Source organism: Pleionea sp. CnH1-48 (assembly GCF_024124665.1).
Taxonomy (GTDB): Bacteria; Pseudomonadota; Gammaproteobacteria; order Enterobacterales; family Kangiellaceae; genus JAMXSB01.
This window is the reverse complement of the sequence record NZ_JAMXSB010000006.1, coordinates 60,105-79,107: the sequence shown is the minus strand read 5'-3', so window position 1 is coordinate 79,107 and position 19,003 is coordinate 60,105. Positions and strand designations below refer to the sequence as shown.

The following is a 19,003-nucleotide window of genomic DNA, read 5'->3' as shown; positions in this document are numbered from 1 at the left end:
AAAAGTTAAGTTTTCATAACGTAAATATCGACTAATAATTACCCGCAATATTACCAAATCCCCCATAGTTCGTTCCCAACAGCATTCCATGTTGTCACAGCAACTTTTTGACTTATTTGATTTAGATATAACCAACTAGGAACTTACTATGAAAAAGCAAACATTATTTGCGTTCAGTTCCATGGCACTGGCGATTGCCGCAAGTGGCCTGGTAAATGCGCAAGAAAAAGAAATGGCTCTCGCAGAAGTAACGACTGAGCAACGATTGATTGAACCTTGCTTGCAAGAGAGAAGAGCGGTTGATGGTAATGAGCGTAACTTTATTGAGCCCATTCCTATTGACGACGACTGTGGCGGCGGTGGTGGTGGCAACACTGGCCCTTATGTTAAGCCCGGTACGCCAGCCTCTATTGATTATGCTTCTTATGCTCGTGGTACTTTTAAAGTCAGTTGGGGAGCGAGTAATGGCTATGGCTACCCTGTTAACTATAAATTATACGAGCGCAAGAATTCAGGTGCCTGGACACAAATTTACAGCGGTTACGGAACCAGTCGTTTGTTAAGCAATAAAACCGATGGCAGCTACTCATATCGAGTATCAGGATGTAATGTTAAAGGATGTAGCACTTATAAAACGGGTTTCACCATGAAGGTCAAAAACCTTCCTGCTGCGCCAAACTACTCAAGCATGTATCCTGGACTAGAAGCATCTAGAGTTGGCGATTCTACTTTTATCGCTGGCAACAAATCTTATCGTGATGTGACTCGAGGTGCTTACTCGGGTGGTACAGCATTAAAAGGCGCTACAGGTGCAAAAACAACCAGCTTTGGTTTCCACCTGGGTAAAGGCTTCGGTTTGACCGAAGGTGATTACGCGCCAGAAGAAATGTGTTTAAAAACTGATGATTTGTCTGTCACGACTACTCCTGTTAATCAAGACCAGTTGATTTTCTCACAGGTTCAAAATTCTCAAGACTTGTACAGTAAATTAGATCTGGATATCTCTGCTGACCTTTCTTTATCGATTGGTGCTTTTGGATTAGATGCCGATGGAAAATACGAGCTATTTCGCGAATCAAAAATGAAGCAGGATAATTCTCGCGTCTTGATCAAGTGGCAACGCAAAGCCGAGCGTTTAGATCTGGTTTCTTCTACACCGTTTAAATTGAAAAACTACTGGAAGAGCAACTACATCAACCCTACCGATGGTTCTGATGTGAGCGAAACTCACTTCCGTAACCAGTGTGGTGATCAGTATGTTAAATCGGTAACAACCGGTGCTCGACTTTACGTATTGCTAGAAATTGGTAATGAAGAACTCAGTACGACAGAAATGGAAACCACGTCTTACAACGCTAAACTGAAAATTGCATCTATCTTTAATGCAAGTTCTTCTGGAACCATCAGTTCAGAAACTCGACAGTTCTTTGAGAAGCACAGCATTCAGTTAAAAGTTTATACCGAAGGCGGTTCTTCTGTTAATGCCAGTGTTCAAAACGTTTCTCTTGATAATGTAAAAGCGTTTGCTGATAACTTTATTGCTGGTGTAACAAGTGCAGGTCATGTTGCCTTAGATAAAGATTTGGCTTACTACCCAGTACCTGTTGAGTACAATCACTTAACGCATTTTAATGTGTACAAAGATTATCGCCCTGCACGTGATAATATGCGTCGCTGGTTATCTTTGGACCATCAAGTGAATGGACGTTGCGAAAACTTGACTCGAGTAGATGCTCAAGCCGGTCAAAGTAAATACAGAAGTCGTTGTCATGCTGCACGAGTGAACATGGGGACACACACAGAGTACTGTGCGGTTGGACAGCAGTGGGGAGATTGTAACAACCCTTACAACGCTTATGGCTCTATTAACGGCAGCACGGTTTCTTTGATGCCTTACTTGAACGTTAACATCCCAAGCATCTATAGCACTGCGTCACAAGAAAGCAACAGTGTTAACATTCCTTACTTCTACGTAAGTAACTGTGGCGCTTTCTGTGGCGGTCGCTCAGGTACTCGTACAACTCAGGTTTGCTTAAGCAACAAAGAATGTTTGGTTGACGAAAGCCGCAACTACACAACACCAGCTGCTGTAAACAAGTTATACAATCACGGTAATGTCGCTCCTATTGGTGCAGAAGTTCATGTAACTCGAATGAATTCTCCTCGTACTGGTGGCGCTTCGCAAAAAATCAATCGTGTAAGTGGTGTTCCATGTCTTGACTCTACCGTTACTGTTAAGAGTAAAGGATGGTGGGGCGGTGGTGCCTGGTACGAAGGTAGCCAGAGCATCCATGGTCGTTGCCCAGTTCAAGAGAATATTCTTCTTCCTTAAATTGTTAGCTCCGGTATTTATCTGTCTAATTGACCAGCCCTTAGGGCTGGTCTTTTTTTGTTTTAAAATTACTGCTTAGTCACAGTACAGGTGTAATCTCTCCACTGAGGATCAGGATTGGTTGACCATAGTGTATGCGTACTGCCAGAACAGCTGTTAACGTTGTAGCTCCACCAAGTGATTGCAGTACCACCATCCGCTGTTGTTACATAACGTCCTGAACTGTCTTTTTTCCAAAAGTTATGTGCGCCCCAGTGCAAGCTTTTACCTACGAGTCGAGGCATCAGATCATCACAAACCTCTGGGTTATCGGGATTTGCTCTAATGCAACGCAAGTAAGCCTGAAAACTACCTTCACGCTCAGCTTCAACATGTCCTGGTTGAATGTTAGTGAAAGTATTTCCTGTACTGGACCGACAGACTAACTTCCAATCTCCGTCACAAACATCAATTGCTAATGCGCTTCCTGATGCGGTCAACATAGTACCTGCTGCCAATGCCATTAACTTTTTATTCATTTTTGCTTTCTCCTTTGATTTTAAAACGTGAGTGCGATATCAACACTTAACGATAACGCCCGATTGATTATGAAAAGGCAGAGGTAAAATACAAAATCAGAAAGCTTTAATTTTTATCGATAAAAATCTCGTAAAAATAATATTATTAGTGGTTGAAATACTATTTGATATTTAGTGGATGAAAATCTGAGAAGTGTTTTAAATTGTTTCTGGCAGTTAAATAAAAATAAATATCAAAGTTTTCTTTAAAAGTTACGTGAGGGTATCAAAAGGATGGCTTGTGAATATTGAACACAAGCCATGAAGGAAAGCTTAACTTAAAAGAGGACTGTCTTTGGGAAGTTGCTTGGATATCCATGTGACTAATCTTAAGCGCATTGCCTGTGTAGATTCTTGATCTTCTGGCAATGCCTGAATCAGTTTATCTTGTGCGAGTAGCCGATAAACACATTCAACCTTATGTTTTAATGAGGTCCCGTTGGAGATGTTTCCGTAACCACGTTTCTTTGCGTAGATAAGCCCAACTTCAATCGCTTTTTGAACAAGTGCGGATTCATTTTTAAATTTTTTCATGGCTGATATCCTTACTGTACCTGCAATGGGTAATTCAGTGTCTAATGGATCTGGTTGCTCTGTCAATAGACATCTGGCTTGGAATAGAGTTTCCTTAGCAGTGATGCAGCTATTTATTGAGGGCAAAAAAAAAGGCTGACAATGTCAGCCTTTTTTCTTGCTACTTAAACAGTTGTTCTACGTTCACTGTTTTTACATTCTTCTTTTTTATCTTCAAGGGGTAGTCTTGAATGATTTTATCCTCTTTCTGGATATCTTCACCCTTTGGACTGTTGTATTTGAGCGGAGAAGTTTGCTCTGATACCAGACGCTTTTTCATATCTTTTGCATCGGCAGTAATAAACACAAACTGGATATTGTCCATTTGCAGATGCTTTTTGATGATACGGTTTACTTCGTCTTTGGTCAGTGACTTGAGCTGCTTGCGAACATAGTCCACAAAGCTATCTGTGCCATAGAAGCGACTGTCGAGCTCATAACCCAGCTGCTTGCTCTGGTTACCTACCAATTGCGGAGCAAAGTTGTAGAGGAAGTTACGAGTGGACTCAAATTGTTCTTCGGTCAGCCCGTTGTTAATCATTTTTTCTAACTCAACCATTGCGGTACGGGTAGCGAAGTGTGCATCGTTATTGCTACGTAATGGACGCAACCAGATTTGGAAGATTTGCTCGCTACGACCCAGATTGGCATCAGGCTTTTGTTGGAACATACCGCGTGGGAAGTACTCAACATAAGCGTAATCACCATAGTTCATACCGCGAGCGGCACGAATACGCTGATACAGGTGAGAGTTACTGTTACGGTGTTCGCCCAACCAAGAACGCATTAACCACAGTGCGGTCCAGTCTTTGTCTTTGCGAGTCACTTCGATAGGGAAACCAAAAGATACTGCAGTCGAAATGGCTGAATCTTTTTGTACTAGAGTCACTTTGCGGCCTTTTAACTTAGGAGCGTCGGCAATCTTTGTTGTGGCAGATTTGCCTGGATTCAAAGTGGCCAAATCTTTTTTCAGAGATTTTTTGAAGCTCTCTGGGATATTTCCAGATACACCCAAAGTTAAACGCTTTTGCGTCAAGAAACCATTGTAGAAGAATTTAAGATCGTCCAGGGTAAGTGCTTTTAAGTCATCTGTTGCACCTAAGTTATAAGATGCGTAAGGATGAGAATGGTATAGCTCAGAATACAGGACTTCTTTTCCTAACTCTTCATCATTGCTGGCTTTAAGACCACTATCGATACCGCTGATAAGGCTGTTTTTAACTCGATCAAAGTCTTCTTCTCTCCAGCCTGGATTAAATAACATATCGCGAACAATGCTATACCAGGCGTCTAAGTTATCTTTATGTACGCGACCACGGAACACCAACATTTCTTTATCAATCTGATACGAAAACTGACCGGCAATTGGGAACATCGCTTTCTGAATATCGGCGTAGCCTTTAGTTGCTGAGCCGCCATTAGTGATCATGGCTGCGGTTAATGCCGCTAATCCTTTTTTACCTTTGGGATCGTTGGCAGCACCCGTGTTGAATAAGAAGGAGACATCCACCAAATCTGATTGGTTGGCAAGCTCCAGCCACTTGAAGTGTGTCTGAGGCTGATGACCTTTCTGTTGCTTAACGGCATAGTCAACACTAATGTCATTAGCAAACTTAAAGTCGTCTGAGTTACTTAAGGTAACTGTCACACGATTGCTGTCGATCATGTATTGGTTGGCGTAGTGACGAATGTCTTCGGCAGTAATGCTATCTAATGAACGATAGAGGCGATTGATTAACTCAGGATCACGTTGGAAGTGAACAAAAGACGCTAAGGTACCTGCGATAGACGAAGTGCTGTCCATGGCATTGGCAAAGTTGTACTTTAAGTTAGATTTAAGAGCATTTAATCGCTGGCTGTCTACCAGTTCAGTACGCGCTTTTACTAAGGTATCAGCGATCGCTTTGTTCACCTGGTTTGCGTATTCAGGCTTCTTCAAACGCGCAAAAACATGAAACAAAGTAGAGTCTTTACGATTGGGATAGTAAGTAAAGAACTGATCAACCAACTGACGTTGAACCACTAAGTCTTGATACAAGTCTGATGTTGCCGAGAAATAAACCGTATCCATTAAGTCCAGCGCTTGCTTATCTTTTTTGGTGTCGTCTAGACGAGGCGCATGATAGCTGACCAACAGATGGCTTTTGGGCAGACCGTCCACTTTAACGTGTTTGTATTTTGACTTTTGCTGCTTGGGCTCCTGTGGCACCACAACGTTATTTTCGCTGCGCTTCCAGTTACCCCAGTACTTTTTGACTAACTCGAGCGTTTTGCTGTTGTCGATATCACCCACCAAAATAACGGTAGCTAGCTGTGGGGTGTACCAGCGCTTAAAGAACTCTTTAGAGTACTCAAGCTGGTTAGGCATGTCTTCGATATCACGTAGATAGCCCATGGTGGTGTGTTTGTAGGTGTGAACGTCATAAGCCAGGTCGCGTACTTCTTCTAATGCTTTGCGAATAGGATTCGCGTTGTTCTTTAGGTACTCACCTTTTACTGCCAGAGCTTCTGTTCGGAACTCAGCTTCCGTATAAGTAAGATTCTGAAAACGATCAGCTTCTAGTTTAATGACTGTTTCCAGGTGCTCTTTAGGGAAGGTCAGATGATAGTTGGTCAAGTCATCACTGGTGTAAGCGTTGCCATCGGCACCTGCGTTTTTCAGCGTGTTCTCGTAGACCATACGGGGAGTACTTTCGGTACCTTTGAACATCATGTGTTCAAAGAAATGAGCAAATCCTGACTTACCTTTTTCGACTTCATTACGTGAGCCTGTTTGCATCGGAATCTGAATTGATACCAGATCAGGATAATCGGTTTTAACCAGAATAACCTTTAAGCCATTATCCAGCTCGGTCATGGTATAGGGTAAATTGAAGACCTTATCGGCAGCAGGTGCTTCTGAGGCTTTAGATTCCGCTGTACGGGCGCTAGGGGCTGCGCAGCTAGCCATCAACACGGTGAGTGCTGAGGCTGCGATGATTCGCTTAAAGGATGTCATGCATTTCCTCGTAGTTTTCTTAAATACCTTTGTCGCTCTGCCGACGTCATGGCTTGCTATCCCGATGTCGTTAGAAAAACTTGGGTATAGATAGACAAATTTGGCTGTTTTTTTACTTCATTTTGCCCATGAAAGCGAGCGAAAACTGTAACGAGGCGTTTAAGGGAGGTGTGACGGTGGTTTTTATGGCGTGTAATGGCCCGTCTCAAGAGCGCTCCAGCTTGCGAAACCAGCGGGGCTCGCGTACCATTAGCCACCATTTTTATGATCAAAATTTCACGTATTTAAGCAGGAATCTGTATGCGCAGCCATTATTGTGGAGAGTTACCTTCGTTAGCCGAAGGATCCGAAGTTTCAATCGCCGGATGGGTACACCGTCGTCGTGACTTGGGTGGGTTAATTTTTCTTCAGATCCGTGACCGAGAGGGTATTGTCCAGGTTACTATTGAGCCCGATCAGGGCGCCGTCTTCGAAGCTGCTGATCAACTGCGCAGTGAGTACGTTGTGGCAATTAAAGGCCGTTTACGTAACCGCCCAGAAAATATGATAAATAAAGATATGGCAACGGGTCATATCGAAGTGGTCGCCGACTCGATTGAGTTGCTTAATCGCTCAGAAACCCCTGCGATTTTGATCGACGGACATGAAGAAGTGTCTGAAGAAACCCGCCTTAAATATCGCTATCTGGATTTACGTCGTCCAGAGATGGCACATAACCTGATTTTCCGTACCAAAGTGGCTCAGTCGTTAAGACGCTATCTGGATGACAGTGGCTTTTTGGAAATGGAAACCCCGATTCTTACCAAAGCGACTCCAGAGGGGGCTCGTGACTATCTGGTGCCGAGCCGTACTCACAAAGGTTCATTCTTTGCCTTACCTCAATCACCTCAGTTGTTTAAGCAACTGTTGATGATGAGTGGTTTTGATCGCTACTACCAAATTGTGCGCTGCTTCCGTGATGAAGACTTGCGAGCTGACCGTCAACCAGAATTTACCCAGCTGGATATCGAGACATCTTTTGTTGATGAAGAATCCCTCATGTCGATGATGGAAACCATGATCCGTGGTGTTTACAAAGATCTGCTAGACGTTGAACTGGCCAATCCTTTCCCGCGTATGTCCTATGCCGAAGCGATGGAAAAATACGGTAGCGATAAGCCGGATCTGCGCGTTGATATGCCATTGGTAACTTTGGACGACATTATGCAGTCGGTTGATTTTAAAGTCTTCAACGGACCAGCTAATGATGACAATGGTCGTGTTGCTGCTATCAAGTTGACCGGCGGTGCAGACAAAGTTAGCCGTAAGATGATTGACGAATACACCAAATTCGTTGGCGTTTATGGCGCTAAAGGCATGGCCTTTATCAAGGTCAATGATCGTGCGGCCGGGCTGGAAGGTTTGCAATCGCCTATCGTTAAATTCTTGTCCGCAGAATCTGCCGAAGCCATTCTAGAGCGCATGGGCGCAGAAAGCGGCGATATCCTGTTCTTCGGCTCTGATACGTCAAAAGTTGTTGCCGATGCGTTAGGCGCCTTGCGCTTAAAACTGGCTAATGACTTTGAGTTAATGAGCAGCGAGTGGAAGCCGCTATGGGTTGTGGACTTCCCGATGTTTGAAGAGATTGATGGTCACATGCACGCATTACACCATCCTTTCACGTCACCTCGAGAGCTTGATCCTGCTGCATTAAAAGCAGACCCAACCGGCACGGTGTCTCGTGCCTATGATATGGTTATCAATGGTACCGAAGTGGGCGGTGGGTCCATTCGTATTCACGATACTCACTTGCAATCTGCGGTATTCGATATCTTAGGTATCGGCGAAGAAGAAGCCACAGAGAAGTTTGGTTTCTTGTTAGATGCATTGAAGTTTGGTTGCCCTCCTCACGGTGGGATCGCCTTCGGTCTGGATCGTCTGGTGATGTTGATGGTAGAAGCCGCGTCTATTCGCGACGTGATTGCTTTCCCAAAAACAACTACAGCGAGCTGTCCGTTGACCTCTGCGCCCGCAAAAGTCTCTGAAGCGCAGTTGAAAGAGTTGAACATTGCACTTACTGCAAAAAAAGAAGCCGAATAAAAAATAAACCGGTATCGGCCAACTGGCCGAGCCGGAAAATAATAAGAGAATTTGGGAGTTAAACATGGCAGGACATAGTAAATGGGCCAATATCAAACACCGCAAAGCGGCCCAGGATGCAAAACGAGGAAAAGTTTTTACCAAGGTGATTCGCGAGTTGGTGGTTGCCGCCAAAGCCGGTGGACCTAACGTAGAAGATAACCCACGATTGCGTGCCGTTGTTGATAAAGCTCTAGGCGCTAATATGAAGCGCGATACTATCGATAAAGCCATTGCTCGTGGCGCGGGTAATGCCGATGGTGACAACTATGACGAGTTAACCTACGAAGGCTATGGTCCTGGCGGTGTTGCGGTATTAGCGGAGTGCATGACAGATAACAAAAACCGTACGGTTGCAGAAGTTCGTCACGCATTTACCAAACATGGCGGTAATCTGGGCACTTCGGGCTCAGTTGCCTATCTGTTTGATAAAAAAGGCCAGATGATTTTTGGTGATGACATCGAAGAAGACGCACTAATGGAAGCCGCACTAGAGGCAGGTGCTGATGATGTTGTGACTCACGAAGACGGTAGCTTCGAAGTGTTAACACAACCCGACGAGTTTATGGATGTAAAAGATGCGTTGGTCGCCGCTGGCTTTGAACCTGCGAATGCCGATGTTGCCATGTTGCCATCAACGTCTGCTGAGCTGGATGCCGAAACAGGTGCGAAAGTATTGCGGTTGATTGAACGCCTGGAAGATCTGGACGATACACAAAACGTGTATACCAATGCGGATATTCCTGCCGAGTCATACGAACTGCTTTAGAGTTGTGGCTAAAAGGGCATGACTCCTCGCGCCGTAATTGACATCGTTTTAGACACAACATAGATATTCAATCAAAGATGGTCACATCCTCTGCTCTATCATTGCCGTCTCAAATCTGATGGGCGGCAATTTTCCTACCTGAATGAGTAGATATTTTTGCGCTCAGTCCTAACAATCAAGTAAGATAAGTTTGCTTAAGAATACTAAGGCCTGTTGCCTTTTCTTTAAGCAACTCGATGTATGCCTGTGGCCTTAATTTTTGGGTGTATATAAGAAAGCCAACATCATTCGGCGGAGTTACATTTGTCCATCATTTTGGGAATAGATCCCGGTTCACGTATAACTGGTTTTGGTCTTATTAAGTCACAAGGCCAGAAATATCAGTATGTTACCAGCGGCTGCATTCGAGTTCAGCCGGGAACCTTGTCTGAACGTCTGCAGCAGATTTTTGATGGTTTGTCAGAAGTCATCCGCCAATACAATCCCGATGAAGCGGCCATTGAACAGGTTTTTATGTCAAAGAACGCCGATTCGGCATTAAAGCTGGGTCAGGCTCGAGGGGTTGCTATTGTGGCGGCGTCTCATCACGCTCTGGATGTGGCTGAGTATTCGGCGCGACAAATTAAGCAGGCTGCCGTGGGACACGGAGCAGCAGATAAACGTCAGGTACAACACATGGTGATGACCTTGTTAGGTCTGTCGGCGATGCCACAATCGGACGCTGCGGACGGTTTGGCTGTGGCCATTTGTCATGCGAATACCATGCAAAGTATGGTAACCCAGCTGGGTGCTAACAAAAGAAGAAGAGGAAGAGTTAGGTGATTGGTCGTTTAAAAGGCACTTTGATAGAGAAGTCGCCCCCAGATTTATTAATTGATGTACAAGGCGTTGGCTACGAAGTTCATGCACCAATGACGACCATTTTTAACTTGCCAGAAGTTGGGCGAGAGGTGGTTTTATATACGCATTTGTCGGTTAGTGAGAATCTACATTCTTTGTATGCTTTTGGTAGCAAAAAAGAAAAGCAGTTGTTCCGTGAGTTGATTAAAGTGAATGGGGTGGGGCCTAAATTGGCTCTGGCTATTCTCTCGGGCATGACCGCCGATGAGTTTGTGCGCTGTGTTCACGATGGTGATGCCGCTGTGCTGGTTAAGCTGCCAGGGGTTGGCAAAAAGACGGCAGAAAGGCTGATCATTGAAATGCGTGACCGCTTGAAGGACTGGGGCACCAGTGCTTCCGATACATCCCCCGAAGCCTTTGAGCTAGTAGCAGGTCAGGGCGGTGGCGATTCGGTGCAAGAGGCAACCAGTGCCTTGGTCGCGTTAGGATACAAACCGCAAGATGCCAGCAAAGCCATTAACAAAGTGAAGAAAGACGCTAACACCAGCGAAGATCTTATTCGACTGGCACTCAAGAATATGGGAAAATAGTAATCATACGAGTAGCCTTTTTGCGAGGCTACAAAACAACATGTAAAAGGTTGAAGACATCACATGATAGAAGAAGATCGTTTGATCGCGACGCAAACTCAGGGCATTGAAGAAGAGCGATTCGATCGCGCGATTCGTCCAACACGATTAGAAGATTACGTTGGCCAGCCTCAGGTGCGTGAACAGATGGAGATTTTTCTACAGGCGGCTCGTTCTCGTAAGGACGCCCTCGATCATGTGTTGATATTTGGACCTCCTGGTTTAGGAAAAACCACGCTGGCGAATATTATTGCTAACGAAATGGATGTGAGTATCAAATTCACTTCCGGCCCAGTCCTGGAAAAAGCCGGTGATCTTGCCGCCTTGTTAACCAATCTAGAAGAAAATGATGTGCTGTTTATCGATGAGATTCATCGTCTGAGTCCAATGGTAGAAGAGATCCTTTATCCAGCCATGGAAGATTATCAAATCGATATCATGATTGGTGAGGGCCCTGCTGCACGTTCCATTAAACTGGATCTGCCTCCTTTTACATTGGTGGGCGCAACTACTCGAGCTGGCTTGTTGACTTCTCCACTGCGTGATCGCTTTGGTATTGTTCAACGACTCGAGTTTTACAGCGTGGAAGATTTATCCAGCATTGTCAGTCGTTCTGCGGGTATTTTAGGGCTCGAATCTGACGAAGAAGGTGCGACCGAAGTCGCTCGTCGTTCTCGAGGTACACCGCGTATCGCTAATCGTTTATTACGTCGAGTTCGTGACTATGCCGAAGTCAAAAGTGATGGCACCATCAATAAAGACAGCGCTGAAAAAGCGCTGGATATGCTCAGTGTCGATGATAAAGGTTTCGACACCATGGATCGCAAGTTGCTGTTAGCCATAATCGATAAATTCGAAGGTGGCCCAGTTGGGTTAGATTCGTTGGCCGCAGCCATTGGCGAAGAGCGTGATACCATTGATGAGGTGTTGGAGCCATTTTTGATTCAGCAAGGCTATATTCATCGTACTCCCCGTGGTCGCGTTGCCACTCGACTGGCCTATCAGCATTTTGGCCTGGTGATGAAAGAGGATTAGGTTTGTTTATATCCGTCGCCTTTCAAGTTGCAATGGTGTTGGCTGCACCTTGAAATACTTTGGGTATATTGTTGGTTGATGGGCTTAAGTCTTATTATTCGACACCTATCGTTGCACACTTCGCGGTAGCGTGATAGAACACACATTCTGAAAACATATCAATCTTAATAACATCATAAAAGTTCGCTATAGTGCGAGCATAAGTCACGAGTAACAGATTTGAATTCTATGGAATTTATTTTCCCCGTCAGAGTCTACTATGAAGACACCGATGTCGCTGGTGTGGTTTACTACGCAAATTACCTCAAGTTTATGGAACGAGGTCGAACCGAGTGGCTCCGTCATTTGGGCATGGATCAAGATTTATTGATTGAGCAGGACGTCGCATTTGCTGTTGCTCATGTCGAAGCCAGTTATTTAAAACCTGCTCGATTTAATGATGCGCTGGATATAGTTACCCGTGTGGTGAAGCATAGTGGGGCCAGCGTTGTATTTGAACAAAAAATATGCAAACAAGGTCAACACGATCACGTTTATTGCCAAGGTACTGTGAAAGTTGTATGTGTGACATTAAGCACCATGAAACCCCGAGCAATACCGCTGCAACTAGTGGAGGAAATGCGCAGTGAGTCCTGAACCTTTATCGGTCATCGATTTATTTATAAAAGCCAGCTTATTAGTCCAGCTCGTTATGATCAGTCTGATGGTTATTTCTATTATCAGCTGGGGCATGATTGTCGAGCGTACCCGCTCATTGAAGTTGGCAGTTAAATCAGGCAACTCGTTTGAAGAAAAGTTCTGGTCGGGTGTTGATCTGAGCAAGCTCTATAACGATTTAGGAGCTCGTCGTTTAGCGCCTACAGGGATGGAATTAATCTTCATGGCAGGATATCGCGAATTCGCTCGTCTACGTAATCAAAACGGAACGACAGCGGATGCGGTGATGGAAGGTACACAGCGTTCAATGCGAGTGGCCCATTCGCGCGAAGTCGACAAGCTCGAAACGCATTTATCCTTCTTGGCAACCGTCGGTTCTACCACACCTTATATTGGTCTGTTTGGCACCGTATGGGGAATCATGAATTCCTTTATCGCACTGGGTGCCGTTAAGCAGGCGACATTAGCCATGGTAGCCCCTGGTATTGCAGAAGCGCTTATTGCAACGGCAATGGGTTTGTTTGCTGCGATCCCTGCGGTTATTGCGTATAACCGCTTTAGTCACTCGGTTCAACGTATCGAAAACCAGTACGCCAACTTTGTCGAAGAATTTTCAGGTATTCTTCATCGCAAAGCGCACAGTTCTTAAGCTAAGAGTACTTGTTGCATGAAACCCGTACGCAGAAGACCTATTGCTGAAATTAACGTGGTGCCTTACATCGACGTTATGTTGGTGTTGTTGGTGATCTTTATGATCACGGCACCATTAATTACAGCGGGTGTTAATGTGGATTTGCCCGAGGCATCCGCAGAACCTATGCCTGCTGACGAAGAGCCGCCATTGATCGCCAGTATTGATGCCAGCGGTAATTATTATCTCTCTATTGGTGACAGCCGTGACGAAGCCTTAGAAGCCAGACAACTGGTGGCTTTGGTTTTAGCTCACAAAGAACTGAATCCAGAAGTAAAAGTCATGATCAATGGTGACAGGGCCGTACCCTATGATCGCGTGGTTAAATTAATGGTGTTGCTACAGCAGGAAGCAGGCATAGAAAGCGTGGGTCTGATGACAGATCCAAGTGAGAGTTTGTAGGGGGCCACTTGAGTCAGCGGTTAGTTATTTCGCTTGTTTTTTCTCTGATTGGGCATTTGCTGATCTTGGTATTGATGTTAGTGAATTTTCATTTTAGCCAGATTGAGTTGCCCAAACAGCAGACAGCCGCACCTCAAATCAAAGCGACGGCGATTAATTCTCAAGATGTTCAAAAATATGTAAAGAAACTACAGGATGATAAGCGTCGCCAAGAGCGAAGTGAGAAAGCGCGACAAGACAAATTAAAGCGTGAAGCCGAAGCAGCAAAAAAGAAGCGCTTAGACGAAGAACGTAAGGCAAGAGAAGCTAAAAAGCGTCAGGCTGACGCCGAAAAGAAGCGCAAAGCCGAAGAAAAGAAACGCAACGACGCGATTAAGAAGCGCAAAGAAGAAGAGAAAAAAGCCAAAGCCGCTGCTGATAAGCGGAAAAAAGAAGAAGCTGACCGCAAAAAACGAGCGGAAGAAGAGCGTAAGAAAAAAGCTGCTGAAGAGAAGCGCCGCAAAGAGGAAGAAGCACGCAAAAAACGCGAAGCCGAAGAAAAGCGCAAGCGCGAAGAAGAAGAACGCAAACAGCGTGAAGAAGAAGAGCGGCTTATGCAAGAGGCTTTAGAGCAGCAAATGGCTGAGCAGCTGGAAGCCGAGCAAGCGGCCATGGCAGCAAAACGTCAGGCTGTGATGAGTGAAGTCAATATATATAAGATTCGTATTCAAGAAAAGATCCAAGGTAATTTGATATACCATGAGCAAAACGTCTTTTGTCAGATTCGATTGAAACTAGCCCCCGGTGGATTGGTAATAGATACGTCAGAAGTGGGCGGTGATCCTAATTTTTGCCGTGCTGTGAAGGTGGCGATAGAAAAGTCAGAACCTTTGCCAGTGTCAAGAGATCTCGACGTATTTGATGAAATCAGAAACATCACGCTCACGCTGGATTCTGAACTCTAAGCGCAAGTGAGTATCAAATTAGATAAATTACTCGAACAAAGAAAAGCAGGTAGTAATGATTAAACGTAAATTAAAGTGCTGGCTGGCCGTTTTACTGGTTGCAGTCACCTCCACCAGTCGGGCAGAAATTGAGATCGTCATCACCGATTGGTTAAATGACGCTCGACCTATTGCTGTAGTGCCTTTTGCCTGGCAAGGGACCTCTGCCCAACCGCCTTTTGATATGTCCGCTATTATTGCGGCTGATTTACGCCGTAGTGGGCGATTTGATCCCATGGCTTTTAACGAGATGCCACAAACTCCAACTCATCATAGCGATGTGGATCTGGATATGTGGAAAAAGAAAGGCATTGAAGCCGTGGTTGTCGGTAAAGTGCAAGAGACATCCGTCGGTCAGTATACGGTCAGCTATGCGCTGATCGATGTATTCAAATCCAAGCAGGTTTTAGAGGGTGGCGAATTAATCACCAATAACGATTATCTGATGCTGAATCGAGTTGGACGCACGACACGCCCTAGTTTTCGTTTTTACACCCATCAGGTAGCCGACAATATCTATCAGGCGTTAACCGGTGAGCGTGGCGCTTTCGCTACCCGTATTGCTTATGTGACCGTTGATCGTTCTGTTAAAAAATCCTTCCAGTTATTTATTGCGGATTCTGATGGCTATGATCCCAAGCGATTGTTCAGTAGTGAAGAAGCTATTATGTCTCCTACCTGGGCACCCGACGGACGTTCGTTAGCTTATGTTTCTTTTGAAAATGGCCGCTCAGAAATCTATCATCAAAAAATTTACACGGGTGAGCGTAATTTGATCGCTGCGTTTCCGGGGATTAACAGTGCGCCAGTTTTTTCACCAGACGGTAACAAATTGGCATTAACACTCTCAAAAGATGGTAATCCAGAAATTTATATTCTGGATTTGCAAACCCGTCGTTATAAGCGCATGACCAACAGCCCTTATTCTATTGAAACAGAGCCAGAGTGGTCACCTGATGGTCAATCTTTGCTCTTTACTTCGGATCGCGGTGGCAGACCACAGCTTTATCGAGTTCCGATAACTGGCGGACGTCCTGAACGCGTGACTTTTTCTGGCGAATATAATGCGAGTGGAAACTTCACTCCTGATGGAAAAAGTCTTATCCTCGTGAACCGAACCAACGGCGTCTATCACATTGCAAAGCAAGATATTGCTTCTGGTGATATGCAAATATTAACGGATACTCATTTAGATGAGTCTCCTAGTTTAGCTCCGAACGGAAGCATGGTAATCTATGCTACTATTCATCGGGGACGTCAGGTTTTAGCGGCTGTGTCAGCCGATGGGCGTTTCAAAATCAAGCTTCCGGCTACTCGCGGAGAAGTGCGAGCGCCAGCTTGGTCACCTTATTTGGTTCAATAGGGTCGACCAGCTAAACAATAAAAAAATTTACTAAATCGATAACAATAGGAGCAACACCAATGTCAATCAAACAGCTGGGGAAAAGCCTCATTCTGACTTTGCCTGCCTTATTCATGGTAGCTTGTAGTACTACTAATGATGGTGCGGAAGACAGCCAGCAAAATACTGAGACTTCAACAGAAACTACCGTTGAAACTCCAGTAGATACTACTCCTCAAGAAACTGAAGCAGATCGTTTAGAGCGTATCAATGCTGAAACTCGTGCACAGCGTACTGTTTACTTTGAGTTTGATGATTCAACCGTTTCTACCTCTTCACAAGATCTATTAAAAGCGCACGCTTGGTTCCTAAGTAAAAACCCTGGTATCAGTGTTGTTGTTGAAGGTCACTGTGACGAGCGTGGTACGCCTGAGTACAACCTGGCACTAGGTGAGCGTCGTGGTAAGTCTGTAAAAGACGTTTTGATCAGCTACGGTGTTAACGCTTCTCAGGTTCGTGTTGTTAGCTACGGTGAAGAAAAGCCTGCTAACCCAGCGCACACTGAATCTGCATGGTCTAAAAACCGTCGTGCCGTATTAGACTATGAAGGCTAATATGACGTCGATTTTGACTAAGACAGCACTGGTTTCAGTGCTGTCTGCGTTTTCAGTTACAGGTTTTTCGGCAGAGTCGGTCGAAGACAGAGTTCGTCGCCTTGAACAGATGGCGGAATCTCGCGGTCAGCTTCAAGCCGATTTGGTGTTTCAGCTCAATTCGTTGCAACAAGAAGTGCAGCAGTTGCGCGGCATGATCGAAGAGCACGATTTCAAGCTTAAACAACTGCAAGAGCGTCAGCGCGATCTTTATCGCGATATTGAGCGTCGCTTATCCAAGATTTCTTCGACGGATAACAATACTTCAGTACAGCCTGATACCATGGCGAGTACGAACAGCGGTAGAAACGCCTCCAATCAAACTTCATCAACACCTAAGAGTGTGGTTGCCTCTGGTGACGAGCACGCCGAGTACCAGACGATCTTTCCTATGGTTCGCGCGCGCAAATATGATGAAGCCATTACTCTTTATAAAGCTTTCCTGAAAAAATACCCATCGGGTAAGTACACGGCTAATGCTCATTATTGGTTAGGGCAGGTGTATTTTGTTAAAAATCAGGTAAGTAATGCCCAAAAGCAGTTCGAAACGGTGATTAACCAGTTTTCTAACTCATCAAAAGTCTCTGACGCCATGCTTAAACTCGCCCAGCTTCATGAGAAGCAAGGCCAGTGGAAAAAGGCTCGAGACATGTTCCAGTCAGTCATTGATAAGTTTGACGGCACTTCGGAACAGTTAGCAACACAAGGCCTCCAGCGCCTTAAAAAAGCAGGTCATTAGATTTTTATTTCAAGCTTCGAGAGTTTTGATTCTGGAAGCTTGAGACCCTGCCCATCTATTTTTCCCTAATTATGTCTCTCTTGTGTGCGATCACGGCACGAATGTCTTTACCTTCATAACGCCTGTCATTAGAATGTGCGCCCTATTTGGTTAATATCTAGACGCACCGTGACTCGACTACGACTAACAGAAGTTTTTTATTCCCTCCAGGGCGAAACCCGCACTCTGGGTCTACCCACCGTATTTGTACGCCTGACTGGATGCCCATTACGCTGCGTGTATTGTGATACCGAGTACGCATTTACCGGTGGCGAATATCACCAGTTAGAAGACGTTGTAGAGCAAGTAAGTGGTTACAATCCTCGCTACGTAACGGTAACTGGAGGTGAGCCACTGGCACAGAAGCAGCCTTGTGAAGAATTGCTGACAGCCTTGTGCGATAAAGGTTACGAGGTATCTCTGGAGACCAGCGGCGCTATGGATATCGCGGGTGTTGATCCTCGAGTCGTTAAAGTCATGGACCTCAAGACACCAGATTCTGGTGAGCTGGATAAGAATCGTTTAGAAAACCTAGAGCATATTGATAGTAAGGACCAACTTAAGTTTGTTCTTTGTTCGCGCAAGGATTATGACTGGGCACGTATGATGTTGGATCAGTATCAATTAGCTGAACGCTGCGAGATTCTGTTCTCGCCAAGTTATGGCCAGCTTAACGCAACTGAGTTAGCTGACTGGATTGTTGAGGACAACTTACCCGTGCGTTTTCAGGTGCAATTGCATAAATTACTGTGGAATGATGAGCCTGGTCACTAGAAGAGAGTTTAAGACATGACAAAAAAAGCCATTGTATTACTGTCTGGCGGGTTGGATTCTGCCACCTGTATGGCGATTGCTCAGGAGCAGGGTTATGAAGTGTACGCGCTGAGTTTTCAGTATGGTCAAAAGCACAGTGCCGAGCTGCAAGCAGCGAAAAATCTCGCTGCGCACTTTAAGGCTCATGAGCATCGTATCATTCCACTGGATTTGGGCGGCTTTGGCGGCTCAGCGTTAACCGATGACTCTATTGAAGTGCCAATGGAAGAGACGACTGGCATTCCTGCTACTTATGTACCTGCCCGTAATACCGTATTCTTGTCCATCGCTCTGGCCTGGGCTGAGGTGGTAGAAGCTGAAGCTATTTTTGCTGGGGTGAATGCGGTGGATTACTCTGGCTATCCGGATTGCCGACCTGAATATATCGATGCATTTCAACAAATGGCTGATCTGGCTACCAAAGCCGGTATTGAAGGCAAAGGCCCTCAAATTCAAGTGCCGTTGATCCATAAAACAAAAACCGAAATTATTGAGTGGGGACAGTCTCTCGGCGTTGATTACTCCAAGACCGTTTCCTGCTATCAGGCCAATTTAGACGGCGAAGCTTGTGGTGAGTGTGATAGCTGCCGAATTCGAGCGGCGGCGTTTATAGATGGTGGAATGGCCGATCCAACCCGTTATGTAGCCTAGAGTCTTATAAGACTGCACTTGAGCGTCTCCTTTCTGGCGCTGTTATCAATCTTTGTGCTGGCACTATCTACGGTAGGTTTTTTACACACAGCAATGTATAATGGCGCGCCGAATTTTCTGGGGTAGTGGCGGCTAGCAGCTTTCGAAAGAGGTTGGCTTATATTCAGAGTCATCGAATAGCT

18 protein-coding genes are annotated in these 19,003 nt (G+C 45.2%); 15 read left to right on the top strand and 3 right to left on the bottom strand.

Going from position 1 to position 19,003, the window contains the following annotated elements:
* The first annotated feature begins 148 nt into the window (after window positions 1-148).
* Window positions 149-2,332 carry a hypothetical protein gene (locus NH399_RS10785; protein ID WP_253040237.1) on the top strand — a complete coding sequence of 728 codons (2,184 nt, stop codon included), beginning with the start codon at window positions 149-151 and terminating at the stop codon, window positions 2,330-2,332.
* 68 nt (window positions 2,333-2,400) lie between these two features.
* On the opposite strand, the gene NH399_RS10780 is transcribed toward NH399_RS10785, so the two are convergent.
* From NH399_RS10780 to NH399_RS10770, 3 genes are all read right to left on the bottom strand, one after another.
* The gene (locus NH399_RS10780) at window positions 2,401-2,850 is read right to left on the bottom strand and encodes a hypothetical protein (RefSeq protein ID WP_253040236.1); all 450 of its coding nucleotides are present in this window, start codon (window positions 2,848-2,850) and stop codon (window positions 2,401-2,403) included.
* Window positions 2,851-3,162: 312 nt separating this feature from the next.
* Window positions 3,163-3,423 carry a DUF5062 family protein gene (locus tag NH399_RS10775; protein ID WP_253040235.1) on the bottom strand — a complete coding sequence of 87 codons (261 nt, stop codon included), beginning with the start codon at window positions 3,421-3,423 and terminating at the stop codon, window positions 3,163-3,165.
* Between the two features lie 160 nt (window positions 3,424-3,583).
* Window positions 3,584-6,460, bottom strand: a complete 2,877-nt coding sequence (locus NH399_RS10770; RefSeq protein WP_253040234.1) for a pitrilysin family protein — start codon at window positions 6,458-6,460, stop codon at window positions 3,584-3,586.
* Window positions 6,461-6,760: 300 nt separating this feature from the next.
* Between NH399_RS10770 and aspS the strand changes: the two genes are divergently transcribed.
* The 14 genes from aspS (at window position 6,761) to queC (ending at window position 18,821) form a co-directional block, all read left to right on the top strand.
* On the top strand, window positions 6,761-8,539 hold the full coding sequence (aspS, locus tag NH399_RS10765) for an aspartate--tRNA ligase (protein WP_253040233.1): 1,779 nt from the start codon (window positions 6,761-6,763) through the stop codon (window positions 8,537-8,539).
* 64 nt (window positions 8,540-8,603) lie between these two features.
* On the top strand, window positions 8,604-9,347 hold the full coding sequence (locus tag NH399_RS10760) for a YebC/PmpR family DNA-binding transcriptional regulator (RefSeq protein ID WP_253040232.1): 744 nt from the start codon (window positions 8,604-8,606) through the stop codon (window positions 9,345-9,347).
* 303 nt (window positions 9,348-9,650) lie between these two features.
* Window positions 9,651-10,169, top strand: a complete 519-nt coding sequence (gene ruvC, locus NH399_RS10755) for a crossover junction endodeoxyribonuclease RuvC (protein WP_253040231.1) — start codon at window positions 9,651-9,653, stop codon at window positions 10,167-10,169.
* Window positions 10,166-10,777: a Holliday junction branch migration protein RuvA gene (gene ruvA / locus NH399_RS10750; protein ID WP_253040230.1), complete on the top strand. Its 612-nt coding sequence runs from the start codon at window positions 10,166-10,168 to the stop codon at window positions 10,775-10,777. The genes ruvC and ruvA overlap by 4 nt, the downstream gene beginning before the upstream one ends.
* A gap of 63 nt (window positions 10,778-10,840) precedes the next feature.
* On the top strand, window positions 10,841-11,851 hold the full coding sequence (gene ruvB / locus NH399_RS10745) for a Holliday junction branch migration DNA helicase RuvB (RefSeq protein ID WP_253040229.1): 1,011 nt from the start codon (window positions 10,841-10,843) through the stop codon (window positions 11,849-11,851).
* A 228-nt stretch (window positions 11,852-12,079) separates the two neighbouring features.
* Window positions 12,080-12,487, top strand: coding sequence for a tol-pal system-associated acyl-CoA thioesterase (gene ybgC / locus NH399_RS10740; protein ID WP_253040228.1), 408 nt, complete (start codon window positions 12,080-12,082; stop codon window positions 12,485-12,487).
* Window positions 12,477-13,157 (top strand): protein TolQ, encoded by a 681-nt coding sequence (gene tolQ, locus NH399_RS10735; RefSeq protein ID WP_371876074.1) that lies wholly within the window; start codon window positions 12,477-12,479, stop codon window positions 13,155-13,157. Before ybgC ends, tolQ begins: the two co-directional genes overlap by 11 nt.
* An 18-nt stretch (window positions 13,158-13,175) precedes the next feature.
* On the top strand, window positions 13,176-13,601 hold the full coding sequence (tolR, locus tag NH399_RS10730) for a protein TolR (protein ID WP_253040227.1): 426 nt from the start codon (window positions 13,176-13,178) through the stop codon (window positions 13,599-13,601).
* An 8-nt stretch (window positions 13,602-13,609) separates the two neighbouring features.
* The gene (gene tolA, locus NH399_RS10725) at window positions 13,610-14,545 is read left to right on the top strand and encodes a cell envelope integrity protein TolA (protein WP_253040226.1); all 936 of its coding nucleotides are present in this window, start codon (window positions 13,610-13,612) and stop codon (window positions 14,543-14,545) included.
* A 55-nt stretch (window positions 14,546-14,600) separates the two neighbouring features.
* Window positions 14,601-15,947 carry a Tol-Pal system beta propeller repeat protein TolB gene (gene tolB, locus NH399_RS10720; protein WP_253040225.1) on the top strand — a complete coding sequence of 449 codons (1,347 nt, stop codon included), beginning with the start codon at window positions 14,601-14,603 and terminating at the stop codon, window positions 15,945-15,947.
* Between the two features lie 59 nt (window positions 15,948-16,006).
* Complete coding sequence (pal, locus tag NH399_RS10715; RefSeq protein ID WP_253040224.1) at window positions 16,007-16,540, top strand: peptidoglycan-associated lipoprotein Pal; 534 nt, start codon at window positions 16,007-16,009, stop codon at window positions 16,538-16,540.
* Between the two features lies 1 nt (window position 16,541).
* Window positions 16,542-17,318 (top strand): tol-pal system protein YbgF, encoded by a 777-nt coding sequence (ybgF, locus tag NH399_RS10710; protein ID WP_253040223.1) that lies wholly within the window; start codon window positions 16,542-16,544, stop codon window positions 17,316-17,318.
* Between the two features lie 168 nt (window positions 17,319-17,486).
* A complete protein-coding gene (queE, locus tag NH399_RS10705; RefSeq protein ID WP_253040222.1) occupies window positions 17,487-18,131 on the top strand; it encodes a 7-carboxy-7-deazaguanine synthase QueE in 645 nt (214 codons plus the stop codon).
* A gap of 15 nt (window positions 18,132-18,146) precedes the next feature.
* Window positions 18,147-18,821, top strand: coding sequence for a 7-cyano-7-deazaguanine synthase QueC (gene queC / locus NH399_RS10700; protein WP_253040221.1), 675 nt, complete (start codon window positions 18,147-18,149; stop codon window positions 18,819-18,821).
* Window positions 18,822-19,003 lie beyond the last annotated feature (182 nt).